This window comes from Streptococcus suis (assembly GCA_022354845.1).
GTDB classification, from domain to species: domain Bacteria; phylum Bacillota; class Bacilli; order Lactobacillales; family Streptococcaceae; genus Streptococcus; species Streptococcus suis_AA.
The window spans coordinates 1,473,393-1,495,111 of record CP031970.1; the positions used below are offsets into that span (position 1 = coordinate 1,473,393).

Below are 21,719 nucleotides of genomic sequence, written 5' to 3' on the forward strand. Positions count from 1 at the left end.
TGAAAATGGCCAAATAACTATACGAATAGTTGTCATCTATGCATGATTAGGTTATACTATTTATCTATAAGAAAACTTGAGGTTTTTATGCCAAATTTACTAGATTACATTAAAAATATCAAATACGATAGTTTCTATGACCAAGCTATTAATAAATTAGATATTCTAGCCTTGACAGAATTATCCTATCTCCCCTTTGACGATCTTGTTCCGACAGAATTCACCAGTTCTGGTATTCGTATTGATAAATTATTTGATGCTTTCAATGAAAAATACAATCAAAAATTTCCTCCTTTTACCATGGTCACAAAGAGCCGCTTAACTCTTTTTGAATTAATGGCTAGCTCAAAACGCTATAAATACTTGAAAGCATTTGCCTATGTTAATGATTATCAGATTGATTTACAACAACAATTTGCAGCAGTTAGCTATCACTTGGATAGAGATACAGTGTTGACCTGTTTCCGTGGCACCGATGATACCATCATTGGGTGGAAGGAAGATTTCCATATGACCTATATGAAGGAAATTCCTGCACAACAATCTGCCAGTCGCTATTTGCAGGATATCATGGCTGCTCAACATTCTGATTTTTATGTTTCAGGCCACTCGAAGGGTGGTAATTTAGCAATTTATGCTACTTCTCAACTCCCACCAGCCCTTCAACAATATATTTTGATTGTTTACGCTTTTGACGCTCCAGGACTTCATAAACAGTATTTGACGTCGAATGGGTATTTGGGAATCGAACAAAAAATTGTACCGATTATTCCTCAAAATTCCATTGTAGGGATGATGTTGGAAACACCAGAAAAAGCGCAAATAGTGAGCAGCCGCACAATCGGTTTATTACAACACATCAGCTTTTCTTGGGAGGTAGATGGGTACGATTTCCGGACCGCCCCAGCACTTACTGAAGAAAGTTTGCAAATCGACCGTACCTTAAAAGCATGGACTGCTAGTCTGACAGAGGAAGAATTACAAGCCTTTTTCGATCTATTTTTTGGTATTTTCATTCAAGCTGGTATCGAACGTTTTAGTGACTTTGTCATCAATCCCTTGCAAAAATTACAGGAGATTGATCGATTAAGAAAAGAATTCTCCCCTCAAGAAGCCGAGATGATGGATAAACTCATTCGCATGCTCTTTGATACCCGTTATCAAATCTGGCTAAAGGGATGGAATAATCGCCTCCCAAAACCCGACCTAAATTTCCCTGATTGGAACGATCTCTTTACTCTCCCAACTATCAATAAAAATAAAAGCTAGTTTAGGTTCTCTAAGCTAGCTTTGTTTATGTACTTTAAGATTATACTACTTACCCTCTCGTCAAGATCCTCGATGAGTGAAAAGTTCTAGTGCTACATTTCTGCCTGTTACCTTAAAAAAGAATGCCAGAAGGTGCTATCTTTGACTTAAAGATAGACTGGGAAGAACTCATATCATTTGTGATGAGTTGTCAATGGATCTTCGATTCTAGTTGATTTTCAATGACTTTTGTCGTATGCTGCTAAAGCATTTCCTAATAGCTCCAATCCTTTTTTCAGTGTCTCTTGGTCACAGGCATAACCAATGCGAACATAGCCCTCTTTTTCAAATCGACTTCCAGGTACAACCAATACCCCATATTTTTCTAATAGGTTCAAAGAAAATTCTTCAATCGGAATGGGAACATCCAATTTGACAAAGGAGGTTGAGACAAAAGCAGGTTTTATATAGGATGCCCTAGGTTGCATAGATACCCAATGGTCCAAAATTGATAGATTTTCGTGGATAATGCGGTGGTTTCTTTTCAAAATTGCCTGGCGATTTTCCAAAGCAAGCTGAGCCACCATATCATCGAATACACCTGCGCAAATCAAAGTGTAATCCCTATAATCACGTAAAATGGAAATGACCTTATCATTTGCAGCGACCCAGCCAATACGAATACCTGCTAAGGAGTAGGTTTTGGACAAACTGTTGACTGCTATGCCATTTTCATACAGGTCTACAATGGAAGAATTGTTGTTTTCTGAAAACGATGTGTAAATTTCATCGACTAGTACATAGGCACCAACACTGGCCGCAATCGTAGCCACTTCTTTTAGGAAAACATCATCCATTACCGCACCCGTAGGATTATTGGCATTATTTAAACAAATCATCTTTGTCTGAGGGCGAATTAATTGACGTAAATCATCTAAATCTGGTAACCAATTCAATTCTTCTTTGATCTGCCAGTATTCAAGCTCTGCACCTAGTGATTTTGGAATATCATAGAGCTGTTGGTAAGTGGGATAGAGCGAAATAATATGATCACCTGGTTCAATTAGACTAAAGAGGGCTAGAAAATTTGCTCCAGTAGCACCATTTGTCTGTAAGATATGTTCTGGTTCGATTGTACGATAGAGTTGACTGACCGATTTCTTAAACCCTGGAGACCCCTCAATCCAGCCATAATCCAATTTTGTCTTTCCCAGTTCCTTATAAAATGTCGCTGCAGAAGTATTTGTCAACTCAAAAAGTTCATCTAAGGATAATGATTTGATGGAAACTCCTGCGATATCATATTTTGCATTTTTTTCATGGACATTCAGCCATTCTTCAACCCCAAAACGTGGTAATTTCATCTTAATCTTCTTTCTAATATTCTCTATCAATCATTGTAACATGAAATGATTATTTCAATACTGGAAATAATAGAATTTAGGAAGGTTTTTGTGGCAAAATTATTCCTTCCCTCACAAATGAACCAATTTCTTGTCAAAAGAAAGAATCAATTTAGCAATGCTAAATTGATTCTTTGACTATTATTTTAGAGGTTGTGAGACTCTTCGCTATCATTTGTTGGTGCTTCAGTTACTTCCTCCACAGTAGGTTCAACAACAACAGAATCAATATCAATTTCAATATCCTCTGAAACTACCACAGCATCTTCTATATCATCAGCCGTTACATCAACTGTTGGTGCTTTAGCGGTTTTAGCTTTAATTGCATCCAGAATATCCGCTGTAGAAAGATTTTGTTCTGCAATTTTTTCTTTGATTTGTTCAAAGGTTTCCAAAGATTTTTCCTTGCCAGATTTGACCAAGTCTTCAACTTTCAGTTCACCAGTTTCAAGTTGTGTTTTCACTTCAGTGAACCGTTCAGATGCTTGTTTTCCTAGATCTTGAGCTTTGTTCACGAAATCAGCATTGATTTCATCATGATTTTCCTTATAATCATTTGCAAAATTGACTACCTTTTTTTTGACTACTTTACCAGTTTTGCTTGCTAGAAATGCAGCTGCTGCTGCACCTCCTGCTGCTCCCAATAAGAGACTGGTTAGTACACTACTAGATTTTCTTACCATTTTTTTCTCCTTTCCTACCTAAGAGAGATGAGATAGCTGACAGTGCAGAGAGCGCTCCACCTGCCTTCACTGTACTTGCTCCAGCAGACTTAGCCTTGACTGTCAAATTTCTTGCTGATGTATTCAGGTCAGAAACAGAAGTTGACAAGTCTGCCACTGCTACAAATAGCGGATCGAGTGTTGCAACTTTTCCATTGACATCTTCTACCAAGACATTGGTTTTAGCTAATAGCTCATTGGTCTGGTAGAGTGTCACATTCACATCACTAGTCAAGACCTTTAGGGTCTGTTGCGCTTCATCCGTTACTGTATTCAATTTTTTTAAAAACAAAATAATGTATACTGCCACCGCCGCGATGGACAAGGCAATAATCAACACTGAAATTTCAATAATCATATTCTCTCCTTTATGATTGATAGAACGGAATAGTTGCCTTTCTCCTCCGTAGTACAACCATGATAATACCAACGAGGATTAAGATTCCAGACAACCATTGTGAGACGCGTATGCCCAAGAACATGAGACTATCCGTCCGCAATCCTTCAATTAAGAGACGACCACAACCATACCAAATGAGATAGAAAGCTGTGATTTCTCCCTGTTTGAGAAGTTTAGGACGTCTGCGTAATATACAAATCACTACAAATCCCAATAAGTTCCACAACGATTCAAATAGGAAGGTTGGTTGACGATAAGCACCGTCTATATACATCTGATCACGTATGAATCTTGGTAAATAATTTAGGCTATCAACAGCTTTACCATAAGCTTCTTGGTTAAAGAAATTTCCCCAACGACCAATCGCTTGAGCCAACATGACCGATGGCGCAACGACATCTAGAAAATCTAGAGTTTTGATAAAGCGGTACTGTGTAAAGAAATACAAGATGATGGCTCCCGTAATCAAACCACCATAGATAGCGATTCCGCCATTCCAAATAGCAAAAACGGATAAGATATCGTCTTTATAGTCGCTCCAAGAAAAGGCAACGTAATATATTCTCGCTCCAATAATGGAAAGTGGAAAGGCAATCAAGATAAAATCCATAATATCATCTTGAAGGATTTTCTTGCGTGGAGCCTCTTTTACTGCTAAGTAAACTCCGAGCATTAAACCAAGTAAAATACAGACGGCATACCAACGAATCTCTAGGGGGCCTAATGTAATTGCAACTGGATCCATCTTAGTTTTCACTCCTATTGTGTTCAATTAAATTGGAAAGACGCTCCTCAAATAATTTTGTCGCATCAAATCCCATTTGTTTTGCTCGGTAATTCATTGCAGCTGCTTCAATCACTACAGAAATATTTCGTCCTGTTTTTACAGGTATACGAATTTGAGGAACCGTTATCCCAGCAATCTCAATCGTATCACCAGAATTTCCCAGTCGGTCAAACACCTTGCCAGTTTCAAAATTTTCAAGGTAGACTGCTAATTGCACTTCTGATGAATCTTTAACGGCACTTGCACCATGTAGACTCATCACATCAATAATCCCAACTCCTCTAATTTCCAATAAATGACGAAGTATTTCTGCAGGCTCACCCCAAAGGGTAACATCATCTTTGGCAAAGACATCAACTCGGTCATCAGCCACCAATCGGTGTCCTCGTTTAACCAACTCTAGGCCCGTCTCACTTTTACCAATACCAGAATCACCTTGGATTAAAACCCCCATGCCATAGATATCCATCAGGACACCATGAACACTGGTACGTTGTGCCAATCGACTATCTAAATAAGAGGAGAGTTCCCCTGACAGTCGACTAGTCGCAGTTTTACTTCTACAAATTGCAATCTGTTTTTCCTTAGCAGCCTTATACATCTCTTCAGGAATTTCCAGACCACGGGCAACAATAACAACAGGCGTTTCTGGTTGGAACATTTGAGAAAGGACCTGATAACGGTTATGACCAGTCATTGCTGTCAAATAGGACCATTCCTTCATACCAATCAGTTGAATGCGTTCTGGGGCGTAATAATCAAAGTAGCCAGTCATTTCCAATCCTGGACGGGTAATGTCTGCCGTTGTAATTGGTTTTTTCAGGAGCTCTTCAGTACTATAAGCACATTCAATCCGCAGATTATCGACCAGATCTTTTACATAAACGGTCATTTGTTCCCTCACTTTCAGTTTTATTATATTATACCATAAGCTAGCGCTTGCAGGGGAAAGAAGTGGACTATATTAATAAAAAGAATAAGTTTACTTACTTATTCAATTAAAGTCAATAAAAAACACTCATGCTATCAGATACACAATTCTAACAATTCTGTTATACTTTTATAGTAGAATTCTTTTTAAAAAGGAGATGAATATGGAACCCTTGTTTCTCACACCTGTAATGCACGAAAAAATTTGGGGTGGTCAACGCCTGAAAACCAACTACCACTACGATATTCCTAGTGAAAAGACTGGTGAATGTTGGGCTATATCTGCCCACCCAAACGGCGTAACAATAGTCTCAAATGGTCAATATAAAGGAAGAGGACTGGATGACCTCTATCAGAATGAAAAACATTTATTTGGCAATCCCACAGATAATGTCTTTCCATTATTAACCAAAATCCTTGATGCAGACGATTGGCTTAGCGTCCAAGTCCATCCCGATGATAGCTATGGCTTGGCTCACGAAGGTGAATTGGGCAAGACAGAATGTTGGTACATTTTAGAAGCTGAGGACGGAGCTGAAATCATTTATGGCCACAAAGCCCAATCCAAAGAAGAACTCCGCCAGCAAATCGAAGCTGGAGATTGGGACAAGCTGTTGACCCATGTACCCGTCAAAAAGGGTGATTTCTTCTTTGTACCAAGCGGAACCATGCACGCCATCGGTAAAGGTATCATGATACTAGAAACCCAACAATCTAGCGATACAACCTACCGTGTCTATGACTTTGATCGCCGTGATGATGCAGGCAACCTCCGTGAACTACACATTGAAAAATCGATTGATGTGCTGACAATTGGTCCAGTTGCCAATTCAACACCTGCCAAGCTTAAAATCGATCATCTTGATTCGACCGTCTTAGTAGCAAATCCGTTTTTTACAGTCTATAAATGGGATATTCATCAAGAAATCAAAATGGGACAGACCGTTCCTTACCTGCTTGTCAGTGTCATCGAAGGGGAAGGTGCCATCCAAGTCGGTGAAACCAGCTATCCACTTCAAAAAGGTACCCACTTTATCTTACCAGCCGATGTATCAGACTGGACCTTTACAGGTCAAATGGAATTAATAGCTAGTCACGCAAACTAAGCATACAAAAAACTTGAGCTTTTAAACTCAAGTTTTTTTGCATTATTCAAACCAAGATTTATGTATCTTCTCAGCATCTTTTATCTTACGCGGGCCAGTTCCATATTTCTCGGCATCCTTATCTTCCTTATATGGTAAGAAGTAAACTGCTGCTGCGTAAAGGGCGATTAACAAGATAAAAGATTTTCCAAATAGAAGACCTGCTATAAAGAGGGCTCGAACAAGCCATGCTTCCCATCCTAATTTATGAGCAATGCCTGCAAGAACGCCAGACACAACTTTTCCCTTTCTTACTCTATACAAATCAATTGACATCTTTTATTCCTTTCACATAAAAAGCACCTTGACCAGTCTGTGCTTTTATAAAGAGTAAATCATTTCCTGATTTTTCAAATTGATAAGGACTATTTTTCTTCTTTCGGTTGACTACAACCTGTCCTGATTGAGACTCAATCTGACCTCGAATTCCCTGCCCCTTCCCTGTTTGTAAGGTGAAGGGCGCGTGTGCCAATTGCACATACAAATGTTGTGGGTAGCCACCGCAGGTTGTCAAGCGAATATCCTGTTGTTTTTTATCTCTTGAACTGCGGATAGAAATATCTTCAAACGGCAAGTAGTCTAACCGGGCATCTGCTTGACCAAGTTCTACAGCTAGTACTGACATCCATTCCTGGGGTAAGCTAATGGTCAAGTGACAGGCCAAACTACTGTTGAAATATAGTCCTTTCTTTTCAACATAAAGACGAGGGAGCTTGTCTTCTGGCGCATCTTGATTATAAACAATTTCTACGGTGATCTGTTCATTCTTAGACTTAGTCAGAGTCAGCCGCCCCTCGGATAATTTTAGAAAGAGTGATTCAATTCCATCAAATGAATAGGCCTGTTTCAGCTTTGAGGAAGCAAAGACCTTGAAACTTGGTAAGGTAAAATTCAATTTTGCTTTTTCTTCCACAAAAAGAAAGTCTGGTTCTTGATTCATTTCCTTAAAACAGGCGCGAGCCTCTTCCTTGGTCAAGACACCTTTTTCATATAACTCAATTAAGCGTTCTTCTCTCTTTTGCGTCATAGACTCACCTCAATTCCATACTAGTATACCATATTTCCCAACAAAAAAATCAGCCCAAGGACTGATTCTAGAAAACCAAGCTTTGCCAAGGCAATTGATAGATTTTCTGAAAATGGATGAAAATTCTGCTTTGAAAACCAAAAATTTAATTCTATTACTCAACTCTGAGCGTATAAAAATCATCACGCTTGGGAACTGCGGAAGTTCAAAGACATTCTAAAAACACACTCGTTCCGTTCGTACTTAGCTGGTGTTTCAGAGAATGGTGAGTACGAAGTTATTCAACAAGGTGATAAGCCAATTGTTGGATATTTTGATGGTGAACCTTTTACTGATTACAAAGATGTAACTCTGTTTGGGGACCATACAGTTTCATTATATAAGCCCAAAAGCCCCTTCTTTGTTGCTACTGATGGCGTAAAAATTTTAAGTGCAGATAATTTTGAAGGTGATTATCTGTATACAACTTTAGAACGTTATAAACCTGAACCACAAGGATATAAGCGTCATTTTACAATTTTGAAAAATCAAGATGTGTGTTTTACGGAAAATATGGAAGAACAACAAAAAATTGGTGTCTTCTTCAAACAGTTAGATGCCACTATCACCCTTCATCAGCGTAAGTCGATTTGATGTCTAGCTTAAGCCAGATAGGTAACGCATGACTAAATCTGTATCTTGATTTTCAAGTTCCGAGATGACATGCATATAGACTTTTTGGGTGGTTGTCATGGAGGAGTGTCCCAATCGTCTGGACACACTAGCTATTGAAACACCTGCATACATCAAAAGAGAGGCATGGGTATGTCTAAGCCCGTGGATAGAAATGACTGGTACACCCACATTTTTGCAGTGGCGCTCCAACCACTTATTTGGAGTGGAGTTGCAGACTGAACCATTGACAAAAATAGGCTTATCCTGGGGTAAGTCTTTGATGAGTTGCTGAAATTGCATACTCAACTGCCAATCAATCTGCACTTTCCGCATGGAAGATTTATTTTTGGTAGGTAAAAAACCACCATTTCCCTTGTAATTCCATGTCTTTGTCACGGAAACATTCTGCTGAACAAAATTAAAATCAGCTGGTGTCAGACCTAAAGCCTCTGAAAATCGCAGCCCTGTCTTCGCAATGAGCAAAATCAGCCAGTCCCAGTTGATCCGACACTCCAAGTTCAAATCAGAAAGGACATTGTGGAGTTCAAACTGATTTAGGTATTTCATTTTTTTAATTCTTGGTGCCTTGCCCTTAAAAACCACTTTACGGGTCGGATCTCGGTCAATATAACCCTCATCAACAGCATCCAAGACCGCACCCTTGAGCTGGTGATGAAAGTCAATAACTGTCTGACGTTCATGGGTCAAAGCATAGTCATTCAAAATTTGCTGATAGGTCGTCCTATCTAACTGATAAAGAGACAAATCAGGAACAATATTTTTCAAATGAACATAATTATTTCTATACTTTTCCAAAGTAATCGGTCGAACCGCCCCCTCTTTAAATAGCCTGGTCCATTGTTTAAAATATTCGTGAAGTAAGGTTTCTCGTGTAATTTTATTCATCATATCCAATCCTTCTACGACTTACGCTGATGAAGGGTGATGTGTTGGTCAAGGGTGGAGAAGAAGGTGCCGATGGCAGATTGTTCTTTTTGACTAGGGACCAAAACATTTTGCTCATCTAAATCATGTTTGTTTAAGTTACCAATAGCTCCGTTTCCACCAGCAACATATAGATTGATAAATTTGGTATACCATGCAGAACTCATAAGTGAGTTGATGAACTCTGGATTTCTACAAGAAGCTAACAACATGAATCCACCATGTATTGCAGAATTTTCTGGTAAATCTTTAATTATAGTGTGTTTCCCAACTAGTCTGCTAGAACCATTCGCAGCCGTTATCAGAATGTCACCTTCTTTGACCAATGGACTTTTTACTACCCCTTTATCTACAAAAACATCATCTTCTCCAAATGTAAATGTATCTTCATCAATATTAGAAGAGCGTAACACTCTAATACCTTCTAAACGGATATTGACAGGGGAGTAAGTCAATCCTCTACGAATTTCCGCTAACTCTGAAAATCTCCGCAGTTCCCAAGCAGGAGTATTTTTTACCCTATTCCACAGTGGCTGAGGATGACAGTTTATTCATTCGATAGCTACTAGAAAATGTTTTCTGTTGGTTTCTGAAAACGATGAAAAAGACCAAGAAAAATCTTGGCCTTAGTGGTCTTATTTGTATTTCTGCTTGGTTTCTGCTATCCACTGTGGGAGAACCTTGTTCAAATTCATATTTAACTTCAGCTTATTACCTGCGAACTCATTGGTCGCTTGATCTGGATCCAAGGTCGTAGCAATTTCATTACGGTAAGGAACCTCACCTGGCTTACTTGTGTTGTACTCCTGTAGTGACTTTCTAAGCAAGTCGCTACCAATTCCCCACTGGCCTGCAAATTCCTTGATGACCGCAAACTGTCTATTCTCCTGCCATTCTTTAAAAGCGACGTCAAAATCGACAGAGGCAGACAATTTACCTGTGACCAATTCTTCGTTAATAAAGGTTTTCAAGGCTTCAGCCAGTTCATTCTCACCAAGGTCACTCAATTCTTGGATTTGCTCCAAAATCAAGACCAAATTATTGTCATTGATTACTTGGAAACCACCTTCATTGGTTGTTTTGTTTCCTATCAAAGCAAATAAACTTTGGGCATCAATGATTTGACTACCCTGCAATTTGGTACGCCCCTTCAAGTCTTTTGGTATCCAATCATCGCCACCAGTTTCTCTAGGAAACAGGTTTCTATAAGCACCGATGTACTGAAGCCAGCTATGCTCATCCAAACCAAAGGCTTCATCATCCCAAACAAATTCATAGTATTGCTTGACACGATCCAGTTGCTTGAAGCTTTCTTTAAAAGCAGTTTTATACGCTACCTTCTTCTCCTCATCATACTGGATGTCAATCCACTTGGTCGGGTTGGGCAATTCTGACCGTAGAGCCTCTACTTTTGTCCGAAGTAAGTCTACCGCAACCCCATATTTTTCAACAAGAACACGGCTATTGCTACCACCGCTACCGTATAGCAACAAGGCTTCCTTAACAATTTCCTCTGTTATGCGAGGGTATTGGAAATTGATAATAGTACCAAATTCCTTGCTGGAACCAAAAACCCGGTTGGTTCGAGAATATGCCTGTATTAAGCCCTGTAATTCCAGCTTCCTATCAACGTAGAGAGTATTCAAGCGTTTCGCATCATAACCCGTCAAAAGCTGATCTGCAACGATGAGAATATCGATATTCTTAGGATTACGACCACTTCCACCACGCTTGGCACGGTCAGTCACATCTTCAAAATAAGCATCCTCGCCCTTTTTCTTATCACCAGCAATAAAACGGATACCTGTAAAACCTTCATAATCCGCGAACATCTCTTCAATGACTTCCCTAGCGACATTGTCAGAATCATTTTCATTTCCAAAACTAAAGGTCATGGCAATATTGGGCTTGGCATCTCCATCCCTAAACTGCTCTGCTATTTGCTTTTTAAACTCGTGATAGTAGGCGATGACCCGCTCCTTAAAAGCAACCGTCAGCATGGCATTGAACTCGCCACCCTGTGATTGTTCCTGCCAGCCCGCCAAAATCTCCTCTACCACTCTAGGAATATGGGTTTGATCGTGATAGACCAAAAGTCCCTCTTTGGCCGCATGCTTTTCTACATCCAATTCTGACAGCCGCATGACTTGACGTTCAATCTCTTTGATAGCTTTTTCTGGATGTTTTTCTGTTAGAAGTTCAATCAAATCTTCACGCAAGTCTTCATAGCTCCTAAATTCACCAGTATTGATGTAATCCACATGGAAGCCAAGGACATTCCCATCCGCAATCGCCTCGTCAATCGTATATTGGTGCAAAAGAGGCCCAAACAATTTTTCAGTCGTGTTAATCAACTCACTGCGTTCGTTAATTTTCCCCTTGACCTTGTTTTCATCAAAGAGGGGAGTACCTGTAAAACCAAAGAATAGACCATTTTTATAGAAATAATCCTTAATCATCCCCATCATACCGCCCATGGTTGTCCTATGGGCCTCGTCAATGATGAAAATCATTTTCTTATTTGTCAAACTTCGATCATCAGCTTCCATCAAGTCCTTGACCAAATTGCTCAATTTGAAGGTAGTGGTCACAACAATACCGCTCTTTGAAGCTGTTAGTTGTTTACGGAGCTGATAAGTACTTTTGGTATCGTCAACATTGACAGATTCATAGGTCGCGTAAGCCTTAAAGGCCTTGGAAGTCTGCTCATCCAAATCCCGCCTATCTAGCAAGAAGACAACCTTGTCAAACTCCGTTCGTGTCGAAAGAAATTGAGCTGTTTTAAAGCTGGTAATGGTCTTTCCAGAACCTGTCGTATGCCAAACAAAGCCTCCATGGGGTATTTTTTCCGCATTATCCCATCCAAAAGCTGCCTTTTCAACTGCCTGCAGGGCATAGACCTGATAGGGACGCATAAGCATGTGGCGTCTATTCTCCTCATTGTCAAGATCTTCATCGATAATCAGGTAGTCGCCCACCATCTGATGAGCCATTGGAACCATCAGAAAATGCTCAATGACTTCTCTGAAATCTGTCAAGACCCTTTGTCCCAAATGCTTACCACTTTCTTGGTCCTTCTTGGTGACAGACCAATGAAAAACAAAGGCAGGATTAAAATCATTGATAGATTTTGGCGTTGCAAAATACCGGGTTTCGATGTCTGTTGTGACCACCATCATTTGAGAAAAGGCCATGAAGTTATTGGTATATTCCCCATCGGCATAGTAGCGTTTAAACTGACCAAAGGCCTCGTCCAAGGACTTGTCACTCCGCTTTTGCTCAATGTTAATCAAGGGCAGACCGTTAATCAATAAGACTAGGTCAAAGCGGTTGCCATTGTCCGACCAAACTTCGCGAGCCACTTGATAGCTGGAATCTCCCCCACTAACCTGAGCCTTTTTCAAAATGGTTAAGGTAATTTGCTTCTTGGTCACATGTGGGTGCTGGTCACGGTATATACCATCGATTTTACCCGTAGAACCTTCCATGGATAGGATTTTTGCGGCCTCGTAACTATTGGAAATCTGCTTGACCTTTGTCATGACTTGATCGAACTCGCTATCGGTAAGAGCAACACCTTCCAAGACATCCGCATTCATACGATTTAGCTCTGACCGCCAATTATTTATCAAATCCTGAACTGTAACTTTCTGTAAGTTTCCATTTAGGTGTTCAGGAGTTTGCCATTTAAACTTGGATAATTCCCGAACGAATTTATCTTGAAATTCACGTTCTGAAGCGTTTTTTGAGATAGTTTCCATTCATTTCCTTTCTATCATCATGTAAGTAACTGCTACTTACGCTGAAAATCATACAAACAGCTCATTTAAAAGTGCTTTTTTCAAGTTTTTGAGTTTTTCTAGCTTACGCTGATGAAGGGTGATTTGTTGGTCGAGGGTGGAGAGTATCTTAACAATTTTTTCTTGTTCTTCTAATTGTGGTATAGTTATCTCCATATCTGAGATCATTTCTAAACGAACTGAATCGACAGAGTTCTTTGCAGTCATAGCCATCACTCTATCAAAAAATTTTTTTGAAAAGTAATAATAAAAGTATTTAGCGTTAACATGGGTGAATGAAAACATCCTATAAACTCGTTGATGTAAGTCATATTTACCATGAACATAATGAAATACCTTACCTGTCCCAACTCCATCTCCAACTGTGAGAACTGCTTCCTCATCAAATAAATACTTAGTCGATTTTTCAATTATTGGAGATCTCACATAGAATGGGAATTTACCTTGCTCCTCTCTATCTTGAGTATTACTTTTACCAGTTGAAATTCTACAAATTTCTCCTACATTCTGCAGTTCCCAAGCGTCAGTAAATCCAGGAAAACGGCGTTTTGGCACACGCTCTCCTTCAGCGGGGAACATTTCACTCAAATACGCTTGTTTTACACTCTTTAATTTGTCAAGCTTACGCTGATGAAGGGTGATGTGTTGGTCTAGGGTGGAGAAGAAAGTGCCGATGGCTTCTTGTTCGGAGAGGGAGGGGAACTTTGCAATACTTTCAGCAACTAAATTCCAATCTGATCTTGGCATCTTCGTACCAGAAGTATCATTTGCAACTAATTGAAAAGAATTACTCTGTATATAGGTATATAAAAAACAACTATGCCAAAGATCCGACTTTAAATTCCAAAAATCACCTAGTGCTATTCCTTTAAACTCTGCATACCACCAATTTTTTAAATATGGACGTAATTTTCCGAATAGTACATCCCCCACATTAAACTCTAAACCTTTCCTATAATCTAATTTCTGAGAAATATCCTTATTTAAAGTACCTAATCCTGAGTTAATATCTTCAAACTCCAATCTAGGTAAATCTTTACTAGATGATATTAGATTTGAACGATAAACCACTTCCCCAAACTTTCGCAGTTCCCAAGCATCTGCATTTTCAAACTCTTTAAAGCGGCGTTTGGGGATATTTTTATCTTTGTTCGGCATTGCTATATTCCCCCAACTTCTTTCGATTTTTCTTTCGTTTTCGGAAAATCGCAGAAAATGACTGTTAATGATTTTCTTTCACAGGATTTTTGGGCTATAAAATAGCTCTTGTTGAAAGTTTGTTTCATCATCTTCATGATAATACCACCAGCTCTTTCATCAGATTTTCAAGTTCTCTTTCAAGCAGGGCTATTTCCGCATCCATGTCGTCCAAGGTTTCAGCATAGCGATTATGGAGTTCTTCGATAATGGCAATCTCAGCCTTTAATGGCAATTCAACCAGTTCCAATGCCTTGTCCGTCACCTGACCAAACCATTTCTTATAGAGTAGCTGATCAACTTCCTCATCTGTCAAGACTTGGATACGGTTTGACACCAGTTCCTTGAGTTCCTGTTCCTTGGTCTTGATTTCCTTGGCTACTGTCGACTTCTCCTTGGCTAGATCATCCACTTGTTTCAAGAAACCAAATTCTGTAGAGCCTTTTACTGCTTCTTTCAGAGCAGCCTTGACCAATTTACCTTCAAAACTATCCTGTGCTTCCCCATCGTCATTCTTTTTCAAGACATCAAAGAAGGCATTATACTCTTCGCTATCTTCCACCTTGGCATTTTCCACCAATTCACTGACTTCACTGTCAATTTCCGAAATCCGGTTTTTCAGGCTGTCAATATGGGTAAGTTCTTCACCGTAGCACTCACTAGCAATCAAACTATTAGGAATAATCACACCATTCCAGCCATCTTGAACCTTCTCCTTGTTCTTCCCTTTAGCCACCATATTCGGCTCACGGGTACGCCCAGCCTCATAAAATCCTAATTGCTCAATCAACTCTGCGTCATGGGTCAGGGTCTTAGTCCAAATTTCTGCAATGATTTGATAACCTTCGTAGATATCAATTTGGTCAAATTGTGACAAGCATTTCTTAATGTCTGCCAACATTTCTTCTTTCAATAATCTTGTATTGGTTTCCGTTTGTAAACGGTGCAATTTTGTCCAATATTCTTCGATAAAGGCCGTAATAGTTGACTGGACTTGTTCGTATTCTGCCCGAACAACTGGGCTGGATAAGATTGCTCTTGAAAACTCTTCAATGGACTGATGTAAAGTTAAGTAGCCTGGACGATTTTCACTAAAGGCATTGTCCAAAACCTCTTTGACTGTCTGATTGAGTACCATCAGGGAGTCTATATTTTTCTTTGGAATACCACCATAAAGATGCGCATCCACATCATGGGGAATTTCTTTATCCAGAGCAGTCACATAGCGTGGGATGTTCATATTATAGTCATTTTGGATCAATTCCTGACGACTTGCCAAGTGACTGTAGCCATCTTCTTCCGTTCTGTTCGTATAGACATCCACAATCTTTGCGATGTCCTTTTCTTGCAAGGCATTTTGTTTACCTGCCTTGATAAAGTTTCGTGAGGCATCGATAAAGAGTACAGGCTCATTCAAATCCCGATTTTTCTTGAGGATGATGATACAAACTGGGATACCAGTGTTGGTAAAGAGGTTGCTTGGCAAACCAATAACGGCATCAATCTGATTTTTTTCCAAAAGACGCTTGCGGATTTCACCCTCAGCTGCTCCGCGGAAGAGAACACCGTGTGGCAAGACAATGGCCATGGTTCCATGGGTTCCCAGGTGATAGAGACCGTGTAAAAGGAAGGCAAAATCGCCTTTTGAGTCAGGTGGAAGAACACCAGCGATTTCGAAACGGGGGTCGCTGGGTTTCAAGCCTGAACGATTCCAATTTTTTACAGAATATGGTGGGTTCATGACCACCGCATCAAATTGGACACCTTCATTTGGACGTTCTGGATCTTCTGGCCAGTCTTGCGATAGGGTATCACCATTTTTAATACTCATCTTTTCCGGACGGACACCGTGGAGCAAGAGGTTCATGCGGGTCAAGTTATAGGTAGCTGTATTCTTCTCCTGACCGTAGTAGTTTAAACTTTTTTGCTTGTCTTCTGACAAGTGTTTTTTTACGGTCAGAAGGAGGGAACCTGACCCAACCGTTGGGTCATAGATAGAAGAAATTGATGAGTTGGTTGCGACAATCTGAGCCATGACTTCGCTGACTTGGTGAGGCGTGTAGAACTCACCCGCTTTCTTACCAGATTCCATGGCAAATTGACCAATCAGGTATTCATAAGCATCTCCCAAGACATCTCCATTTTGTAGAGCAACCATATCCAAATCCTCGAACAAACGGATGAGGGCTTGAATATTTTTACTGCGTTCATTGAGATTGCTTCCCAATGCTGTATCTGTCAAGTCAAGGGTTGAGCTGGCAAATAGGCCTTGAAAATCATCAGAACCATTAGCAACAGCGATACTCCGCTCAAACTGGCTCAAGCTATCCGTTACCTTTTGGACTTCAAACCTGCCCTCATTCATATCCTTGACCCAGGTTTGATAGAGGTGCTCAGGACGGACAAAATAACCCAAAACGTCCTGGATCATCTTTTCCAATTCCGTACCGTATTCTTGATGGGCAAGGATATACTCTTGGTACCAATTGCTCTCATTTCCCACACCTGCTGTTGATGCGAATGTTTTCAGGGTTTGGTCACTTAAAAACTTGTAGAACATGAGCCCAAGCATATAATCCTTGTAACGACTGGCATCCATGGAGCCGCGGAGTTCATTGGCTCCGTTCCACAAACGTAATTTTATTTCTTCTGAAGTAATCATGGTTTCTCCTCGTGGTTTTTTCCTAACTTACGCACTGAAATAGCGTAAGGGCTTTCTATAAAATTATATCACGTTACAAAATAAAATTCTTTATTTATCTTGAACGATATACTGACTTTGCTTATCATTTTTCATGCTTCCAAAAATCTTCCTATCAGCTAACAAACTACAAATCAGCCGACTAATCCATCGACTGAAAGCTCCCAAGCAAAAACTTCTTTGTACTTATTTTATTTTGAATGCAATAACATACAAAAATGTTATCTAACTTGGCTATTTTAATGCGACAAGTATTAAAATCATCAACCAATCATTAGAATAAAGACCTACATAAGAGAAATATACTGACCAATTAGTTCATTATTTGTCATCTGGAAATAAAAATAGTACCTAATCACTTCCATATTCATTTTCGGGACAAAAATGTCCTGTTGAAAAGATAGGATAATTGCTATCATAGTACCATCACATAAGAAATGAGGATAGCTGATGACAGCAAAAAAGGAAAATCACTCTACATCAAACACAAGCACACAAATAAGTAAAGTGAAACCATTACCACTGCAAAAGTTGGACAATAGCAACTTCTACCAACTTAATGCTCGCAGCCTAAAAACGCTACAACAAAGTCAAATACCTTACAGTCAGGACAACCATTTGACTCTTGCAATAGATAAGTGGCAAGTGTCCTTCAACCAATACCAAAAAGCCATCAATCAAGATAAGGGCAAAGAAATAACAAAAAAGATTCAGGATGCCAACCAACTCCGTAACAGCGACTTTTCTATTTTCAAACGTAGTCTAGCTGCCTTCGAAACGAGCAAAAGACAATCTGAAAAAACTGCTTATAGTAAATTAACAGAAATTGTAAAACCTTTCCGAGAAATACATAGACTTGATTATGAAAAAGAAAGTCTAGAACTGGACAAACTATTTAATCGTTTATCCAGTCCAGAAGCAATTGAATATATCGAAATCCTTGGTTTAAAAAGATTTTTTGAGAACCTGAAAGAAAGTCAGCAGGAATTTGAAACAGTTTTCTCCAACACTACTGACATTCGCAGCAAAGTTAATCGCTATGATACCTATCAAATTCGTAAAAATCTCCAATCTGCTTATCTCCGAGTTTTAAAACTCTGTGAAATCCTGGTGGAACTCCATGGTCAGTCTCTCTACTCCGAACTCATTACACTTTTCAATACTAGTAGACAATACTACATCGAACAACTTTCACACCATTCAAATAAAGTTGCCAAAAATGATAAAAATATCATTTTACAACTCCCAGAACCGATCCTTCATCCCTAATCCTTTTACTTATATCTAAACCTTTTTATCAATAATATCTCCAATACCTTATCACAGAAAACCAGCCCTAAGTGAATCTCTTAGGACTGGTTTTCTTGTATTAAAGTATTTTCTCTAAAAGCCCCCTACACTTTCCACACCGGTATTTCTTTAGATCAATGCGGCGCTTGCGCTGGTAGGCTTGGGCACAGGACTGACAGATATAATGCAGACTAGGCTTGGTAGCTTGTTCCAGTTTAGGAGCATAGCGCAGGCCGTCCACCGCAGCCAGCAGTTTCTTGAAATCCGTATCTCCATGCCGATAACCCTTCTTCTCATAGTAAAGATGGTAATGGCAGAGTTCATGGCGGACAATCTTTCTAAAAACTTCCAACCCTTGCTCCTCCAGATGTTTGGGATTAAAATCCAAGTGGCCATCCTTTGGGAAGAAACGACCACCTGTCGACCGTAATCGGCTATTCCAAAGAGCTACATGTCGAAATTCTTTACCGAAGTCCTCTACAGATACCTGCTGAACATACTCAGTGAGATTCACGGGGAGCCACCAAGGTCAAATTAACCTTCTCACGTTGCTGATCAAGTTTATGAACCCAAACTGTCACCAAATCACCAACAGATACAACTTGACTTGGATGCTTGATGAAATTCTTACTCATGTTTGATATATGAATCAGCCCATCTTCGTGAATACCAATGTCCACGAAAGCACCAAAGTCTACCACATTCCGGACCACACCTTCCAACTTCTGACCAATTTGCAAATCCTTAAAATCAAGAACATCTTGACGAAGAACTGGCGCTGCAAATTCATCACGCAAATCACGCCCAGGCTTGAGCAAGTCAGCGATAATATCTTTCAACGTTTCCTGACCGACACCAATTTCCTCTGCCATCTTTTCAATAGAAATTTGTTTTAATTTTTCCTGCGCAGCAACATCTAAGTGGTCAATTTCTAGCAGTTTCAACAACGTCTCTACAGCCTTATATGACTCTGGGTGCACGCCAGTATTGTCCAAAAAGTTTGTTCCATCTGGAATACGCAAGAAACCAGCTGCCTGCTCAAAAGCCTTATCTCCCAAGCGAGGAACTTTTTTAAGCTGTTGACGAGAAGTCAGAGCACCATTTTCTACACGATACGTGACAATGTTTTCTGAAATAGTTTTATTGAGGCCAGCCACATGTGAAAGAAGAGCAGGACTTGCAGTATTGACATTGACCCCGACCTGGTTAACAACTGTATCAACGACAAAATCTAGACTGTCAGACAAAAATTTTTGATTGACATCATGTTGATACTGTCCAACACCAATCGATTTTGGATCAATTTTAACCAACTCAGCCAATGGGTCTTGCAGACGGCGTGCGATGGAAATAGCAGAGCGTTTTTCTACCGTTAGGTCTGGAAATTCGGTTCGAGCCAGTTCAGATGCGGAGTAGACAGAAGCTCCGCTCTCATTTACAATCACGTAAGAAACCGTCGGAAAATCTTTCAACAAATCAGCAACGAAAGCTTCCGATTCTCGGCTAGCTGTCCCATTCCCGATGGCAATAATTTCCACCTGGTATTGACCAATTAAGTCGGCCAACTCTTCCTTTGCCTGAGCAATCTGGGCCTGAGAAGCTGGCTTGACTGGATGAATCACTTGTGTCGTCAGTAGCTTACCAGTCTGATCTACGACAGCTAACTTAGCACCAGTACGAAAGGCGGGGTCGAAACCCAAGACCATTTTTCCTTTTAATGGTGGAACGAGAAGCAAGTTCCGAAGATTGTCTGAAAAGAGAGCAATCGCCCCTTCTTCTGCACTTTCTGTCAACTCTGTCCGAACGCGCCGCTCCATAGCTGGGATAATTTTTTTCTTAACTGCCTGATTGATTGCATCTACTATATAAGCATTTTTCTGTGGAAAACGAACCTCAAAGAAACGAATTATCTTATTCAAATTGTGTTCAAAATGAACTTTAAGAACGCCCAATTTTTCTCCACGATTCAAAGCTAAGGTACGATAACCCTGCATTTTCGCAACTTTTTCAGAAAAATCGTAATACATTTGGAACACAAACTTTTCATCAGCAACTTGGTCTTTTAATTCAGAATAGAGACTCGAATTTGTTTGAATTTCATGATAGGTCCATGCACGGAGCTTTGGATCTTCCGAAATAGCTTCTACGAGAATATCAACAGCACCTACAAGACAAGCTTCAGGCGTGTCAAAACCTTCACAAACAAAATGAGTTGCTTGATTTTCCAAATCTGCTACGTTTTGTAAAATAAGACGTGCTAGTGGGAATAATCCAGCTTCACGAGCTATTGTGGCCTTTGTGCGACGTTTTTCTTTATAAGGTAAATACAGTTCTTCCACATCCGCTAACTTTTCTGCTTCTTCAATCGCTTGACGGAGCTGATCGGTTAATTTCCCTTGTTCTTCAATCTTTGCTAAAACCGTCGCCTTACGCTCAGCCAGAGCTGTTAAAGCCTTGTCACGATCAATAATTGATTTGATGACCACTTCGTCGAGGTTTCCTGTTGCTTCCTTACGATATCGGGCAATAAAAGGAATGGTATTTCCCTCTGCAGTGAGCGTCAAGACTGTATCAATTTGTTTTAAACTAACACCCAATTCTTGGGCAATTTTCAAATATTTTTCTTCCATAAACACTATTATAGCACGAAATCGGCCTTGGTTGACAACAGAAAAAAGAGCTTTTAAATTCTCTTTTACCTCAGGTTTGTGACTCCTACTAGAAATTTTGAGGGAATTTTATTTGAATGGAATCGTGTCTAATTCTTGAAAACCATACCATAATTTTATACAATGAGAACGTTAGAAAAAGAGAGGAGCACTATGTTGATTGTATTAGCCGGAACGATTGGAGCAGGAAAAAGCTCATTAGCTACAGCTCTCGGAGAACATCTTGGAACCGATGTTTTTTATGAAGCCGTTGATCAAAACCCTGTTTTGGACTTGTACTACCAAGATCCTGAGAAATACGCATTTTTATTACAGATTTACTTTTTAAACAAACGATTCCAATCCATTAAAGAGGCCTACCGAGCAGATAATAATATTCTAGATCGTTCTATTTTTGAGGATGAGTTATTTCTAACTCTTAATTATCAAAATGGCAATGTCACAAAAATGGAGCTAGAAATCTATAAAGAATTATTAGCAAATATGCTGGAGGAACTAGAAGGGATGCCTAAGAAATCTCCAGATTTATTGGTTTACATCGATGTATCTCTTGAAACCATGTTGAGTCGAATCCAACTGCGTGGTCGCTCCTACGAACAGGTAACAGCAAATCCTGAACTTCTTGAGTATTATCAACAGGTCCATTCTGCCTATCCAAGTTGGTACCAAGATTATAAAGCCTCTCCTAAAATCCGAATTGATGGAAATCAGTTCGATTTTGTAAACAATCCACAAGATTTAGAAACTGTGCTTATGACAATTAATCATGAATTAAACCGTTTGGGGCTTTTAGAAAAATAA

19 protein-coding genes are annotated in these 21,719 nt (G+C 39.7%); 5 read left to right on the forward strand and 14 right to left on the reverse strand.

Going from position 1 to position 21,719, the window contains the following annotated elements:
- The first annotated feature begins 87 nt into the window (after positions 1 to 87).
- Positions 88 to 1,269 carry a DUF2974 domain-containing protein gene (locus tag D2A30_07780; GenBank protein ULL21475.1) on the forward strand — a complete coding sequence of 394 codons (1,182 nt, stop codon included), beginning with the start codon at positions 88 to 90 and terminating at the stop codon, positions 1,267 to 1,269.
- A gap of 218 nt (positions 1,270 to 1,487) precedes the next feature.
- Here the strand turns inward: D2A30_07780 and D2A30_07785 are convergent, their stop codons facing one another.
- From D2A30_07785 to D2A30_07805, 5 genes are all read right to left on the reverse strand, one after another.
- The gene (locus tag D2A30_07785; GenBank protein ULL21476.1) at positions 1,488 to 2,612 is read right to left on the reverse strand and encodes an aminotransferase; all 1,125 of its coding nucleotides are present in this window, start codon (positions 2,610 to 2,612) and stop codon (positions 1,488 to 1,490) included.
- A gap of 185 nt (positions 2,613 to 2,797) precedes the next feature.
- Positions 2,798 to 3,334 (reverse strand): YtxH domain-containing protein, encoded by a 537-nt coding sequence (locus D2A30_07790; GenBank protein ID ULL21477.1) that lies wholly within the window; start codon positions 3,332 to 3,334, stop codon positions 2,798 to 2,800.
- Positions 3,318 to 3,731, reverse strand: coding sequence for a DUF948 domain-containing protein (locus D2A30_07795; protein ID ULL21478.1), 414 nt, complete (start codon positions 3,729 to 3,731; stop codon positions 3,318 to 3,320). The genes D2A30_07790 and D2A30_07795 overlap by 17 nt, the downstream gene beginning before the upstream one ends.
- 10 nt (positions 3,732 to 3,741) lie before the next feature.
- A complete protein-coding gene (locus D2A30_07800) occupies positions 3,742 to 4,518 on the reverse strand; it encodes a prolipoprotein diacylglyceryl transferase (GenBank protein ID ULL21479.1) in 777 nt (258 codons plus the stop codon).
- A 1-nt stretch (position 4,519) separates the two neighbouring features.
- Positions 4,520 to 5,452, reverse strand: coding sequence for an HPr kinase/phosphorylase (locus D2A30_07805; protein ULL21480.1), 933 nt, complete (start codon positions 5,450 to 5,452; stop codon positions 4,520 to 4,522).
- A 202-nt stretch (positions 5,453 to 5,654) separates the two neighbouring features.
- On the opposite strand from D2A30_07805, the gene manA reads away from it, so the two are divergent.
- Entirely contained in the window at positions 5,655 to 6,596 is a 942-nt protein-coding gene (gene manA, locus D2A30_07810) for a mannose-6-phosphate isomerase, class I (protein ULL21481.1), read from the forward strand.
- Between the two features lie 42 nt (positions 6,597 to 6,638).
- On the opposite strand, the gene D2A30_07815 is transcribed toward manA, so the two are convergent.
- Positions 6,639 to 6,911, reverse strand: coding sequence for a PspC domain-containing protein (locus tag D2A30_07815; GenBank protein ID ULL21482.1), 273 nt, complete (start codon positions 6,909 to 6,911; stop codon positions 6,639 to 6,641).
- Positions 6,901 to 7,662, reverse strand: coding sequence for a hypothetical protein (locus D2A30_07820; protein ULL21483.1), 762 nt, complete (start codon positions 7,660 to 7,662; stop codon positions 6,901 to 6,903). The genes D2A30_07815 and D2A30_07820 overlap by 11 nt, the downstream gene beginning before the upstream one ends.
- Before the next feature lie 195 nt (positions 7,663 to 7,857).
- Between D2A30_07820 and D2A30_07825 the strand changes: the two genes are divergently transcribed.
- Complete coding sequence (locus D2A30_07825; GenBank protein ULL21484.1) at positions 7,858 to 8,295, forward strand: hypothetical protein; 438 nt, start codon at positions 7,858 to 7,860, stop codon at positions 8,293 to 8,295.
- A 3-nt stretch (positions 8,296 to 8,298) separates the two neighbouring features.
- Here D2A30_07825 and D2A30_07830 read toward each other — a convergent pair whose 3' ends face one another.
- The 5 genes from D2A30_07830 to D2A30_07850 form a co-directional block, all read right to left on the reverse strand.
- The gene (locus D2A30_07830) at positions 8,299 to 9,222 is read right to left on the reverse strand and encodes a site-specific integrase (GenBank protein ULL22018.1); all 924 of its coding nucleotides are present in this window, start codon (positions 9,220 to 9,222) and stop codon (positions 8,299 to 8,301) included.
- Positions 9,223 to 9,236: 14 nt separating this feature from the next.
- Complete coding sequence (locus D2A30_07835; GenBank protein ID ULL21485.1) at positions 9,237 to 9,812, reverse strand: hypothetical protein; 576 nt, start codon at positions 9,810 to 9,812, stop codon at positions 9,237 to 9,239.
- An 84-nt stretch (positions 9,813 to 9,896) separates the two neighbouring features.
- Entirely contained in the window at positions 9,897 to 13,022 is a 3,126-nt protein-coding gene (locus D2A30_07840) for a type I restriction endonuclease subunit R (GenBank protein ID ULL21486.1), read from the reverse strand.
- A gap of 48 nt (positions 13,023 to 13,070) precedes the next feature.
- Positions 13,071 to 14,219 (reverse strand): restriction endonuclease subunit S, encoded by a 1,149-nt coding sequence (locus tag D2A30_07845; GenBank protein ID ULL21487.1) that lies wholly within the window; start codon positions 14,217 to 14,219, stop codon positions 13,071 to 13,073.
- Positions 14,220 to 14,352: 133 nt separating this feature from the next.
- A complete protein-coding gene (locus tag D2A30_07850; GenBank protein ID ULL21488.1) occupies positions 14,353 to 16,920 on the reverse strand; it encodes a type I restriction-modification system subunit M in 2,568 nt (855 codons plus the stop codon).
- A gap of 489 nt (positions 16,921 to 17,409) precedes the next feature.
- On the opposite strand from D2A30_07850, the gene D2A30_07855 reads away from it, so the two are divergent.
- The gene (locus tag D2A30_07855) at positions 17,410 to 18,228 is read left to right on the forward strand and encodes a hypothetical protein (protein ID ULL21489.1); all 819 of its coding nucleotides are present in this window, start codon (positions 17,410 to 17,412) and stop codon (positions 18,226 to 18,228) included.
- 100 nt (positions 18,229 to 18,328) lie between these two features.
- Here D2A30_07855 and D2A30_07860 read toward each other — a convergent pair whose 3' ends face one another.
- Both D2A30_07860 and D2A30_07865 read right to left on the reverse strand, forming a co-directional pair.
- Positions 18,329 to 18,763 carry a SprT family protein gene (locus D2A30_07860; GenBank protein ULL21490.1) on the reverse strand — a complete coding sequence of 145 codons (435 nt, stop codon included), beginning with the start codon at positions 18,761 to 18,763 and terminating at the stop codon, positions 18,329 to 18,331.
- Positions 18,750 to 20,879, reverse strand: a complete 2,130-nt coding sequence (locus tag D2A30_07865; protein ID ULL21491.1) for an RNA-binding transcriptional accessory protein — start codon at positions 20,877 to 20,879, stop codon at positions 18,750 to 18,752. The genes D2A30_07860 and D2A30_07865 overlap by 14 nt, the downstream gene beginning before the upstream one ends.
- Before the next feature lie 192 nt (positions 20,880 to 21,071).
- Here D2A30_07865 and D2A30_07870 point away from each other — a divergent pair, with 192 nt between their 5' ends.
- On the forward strand, positions 21,072 to 21,719 hold the full coding sequence (locus D2A30_07870) for a deoxynucleoside kinase (GenBank protein ID ULL21492.1): 648 nt from the start codon (positions 21,072 to 21,074) through the stop codon (positions 21,717 to 21,719).

Excerpts from the sequence above, each read along its gene's own strand:
- D2A30_07780 (ULL21475.1), top strand. The coding sequence starts at position 88 with ATGCCAAATTTACTAGATTACATTAAAAATATCAAATACGATAGTTTC.
- D2A30_07785 (ULL21476.1), bottom strand. The coding sequence starts at position 2,612 with ATGAAATTACCACGTTTTGGGGTTGAAGAATGGCTGAATGTCCATGAA.
- D2A30_07790 (ULL21477.1), bottom strand. The coding sequence starts at position 3,334 with ATGGTAAGAAAATCTAGTAGTGTACTAACCAGTCTCTTATTGGGAGCA.
- D2A30_07795 (ULL21478.1), bottom strand. The coding sequence starts at position 3,731 with ATGATTATTGAAATTTCAGTGTTGATTATTGCCTTGTCCATCGCGGCG.
- D2A30_07800 (ULL21479.1), bottom strand. The coding sequence starts at position 4,518 with ATGGATCCAGTTGCAATTACATTAGGCCCCCTAGAGATTCGTTGGTAT.
- D2A30_07805 (ULL21480.1), bottom strand. The coding sequence starts at position 5,452 with ATGACCGTTTATGTAAAAGATCTGGTCGATAATCTGCGGATTGAATGT.
- manA (ULL21481.1), top strand. The coding sequence starts at position 5,655 with ATGGAACCCTTGTTTCTCACACCTGTAATGCACGAAAAAATTTGGGGT.
- D2A30_07815 (ULL21482.1), bottom strand. The coding sequence starts at position 6,911 with ATGTCAATTGATTTGTATAGAGTAAGAAAGGGAAAAGTTGTGTCTGGC.
- D2A30_07820 (ULL21483.1), bottom strand. The coding sequence starts at position 7,662 with ATGACGCAAAAGAGAGAAGAACGCTTAATTGAGTTATATGAAAAAGGT.
- D2A30_07830 (ULL22018.1), bottom strand. The coding sequence starts at position 9,222 with ATGAATAAAATTACACGAGAAACCTTACTTCACGAATATTTTAAACAA.
- D2A30_07840 (ULL21486.1), bottom strand. The coding sequence starts at position 13,022 with ATGGAAACTATCTCAAAAAACGCTTCAGAACGTGAATTTCAAGATAAA.
- D2A30_07845 (ULL21487.1), bottom strand. The coding sequence starts at position 14,219 with ATGCCGAACAAAGATAAAAATATCCCCAAACGCCGCTTTAAAGAGTTT.
- D2A30_07850 (ULL21488.1), bottom strand. The coding sequence starts at position 16,920 with ATGATTACTTCAGAAGAAATAAAATTACGTTTGTGGAACGGAGCCAAT.
- D2A30_07855 (ULL21489.1), top strand. The coding sequence starts at position 17,410 with ATGACAGCAAAAAAGGAAAATCACTCTACATCAAACACAAGCACACAA.
- D2A30_07865 (ULL21491.1), bottom strand. The coding sequence starts at position 20,879 with ATGGAAGAAAAATATTTGAAAATTGCCCAAGAATTGGGTGTTAGTTTA.
- D2A30_07870 (ULL21492.1), top strand. The coding sequence starts at position 21,072 with ATGTTGATTGTATTAGCCGGAACGATTGGAGCAGGAAAAAGCTCATTA.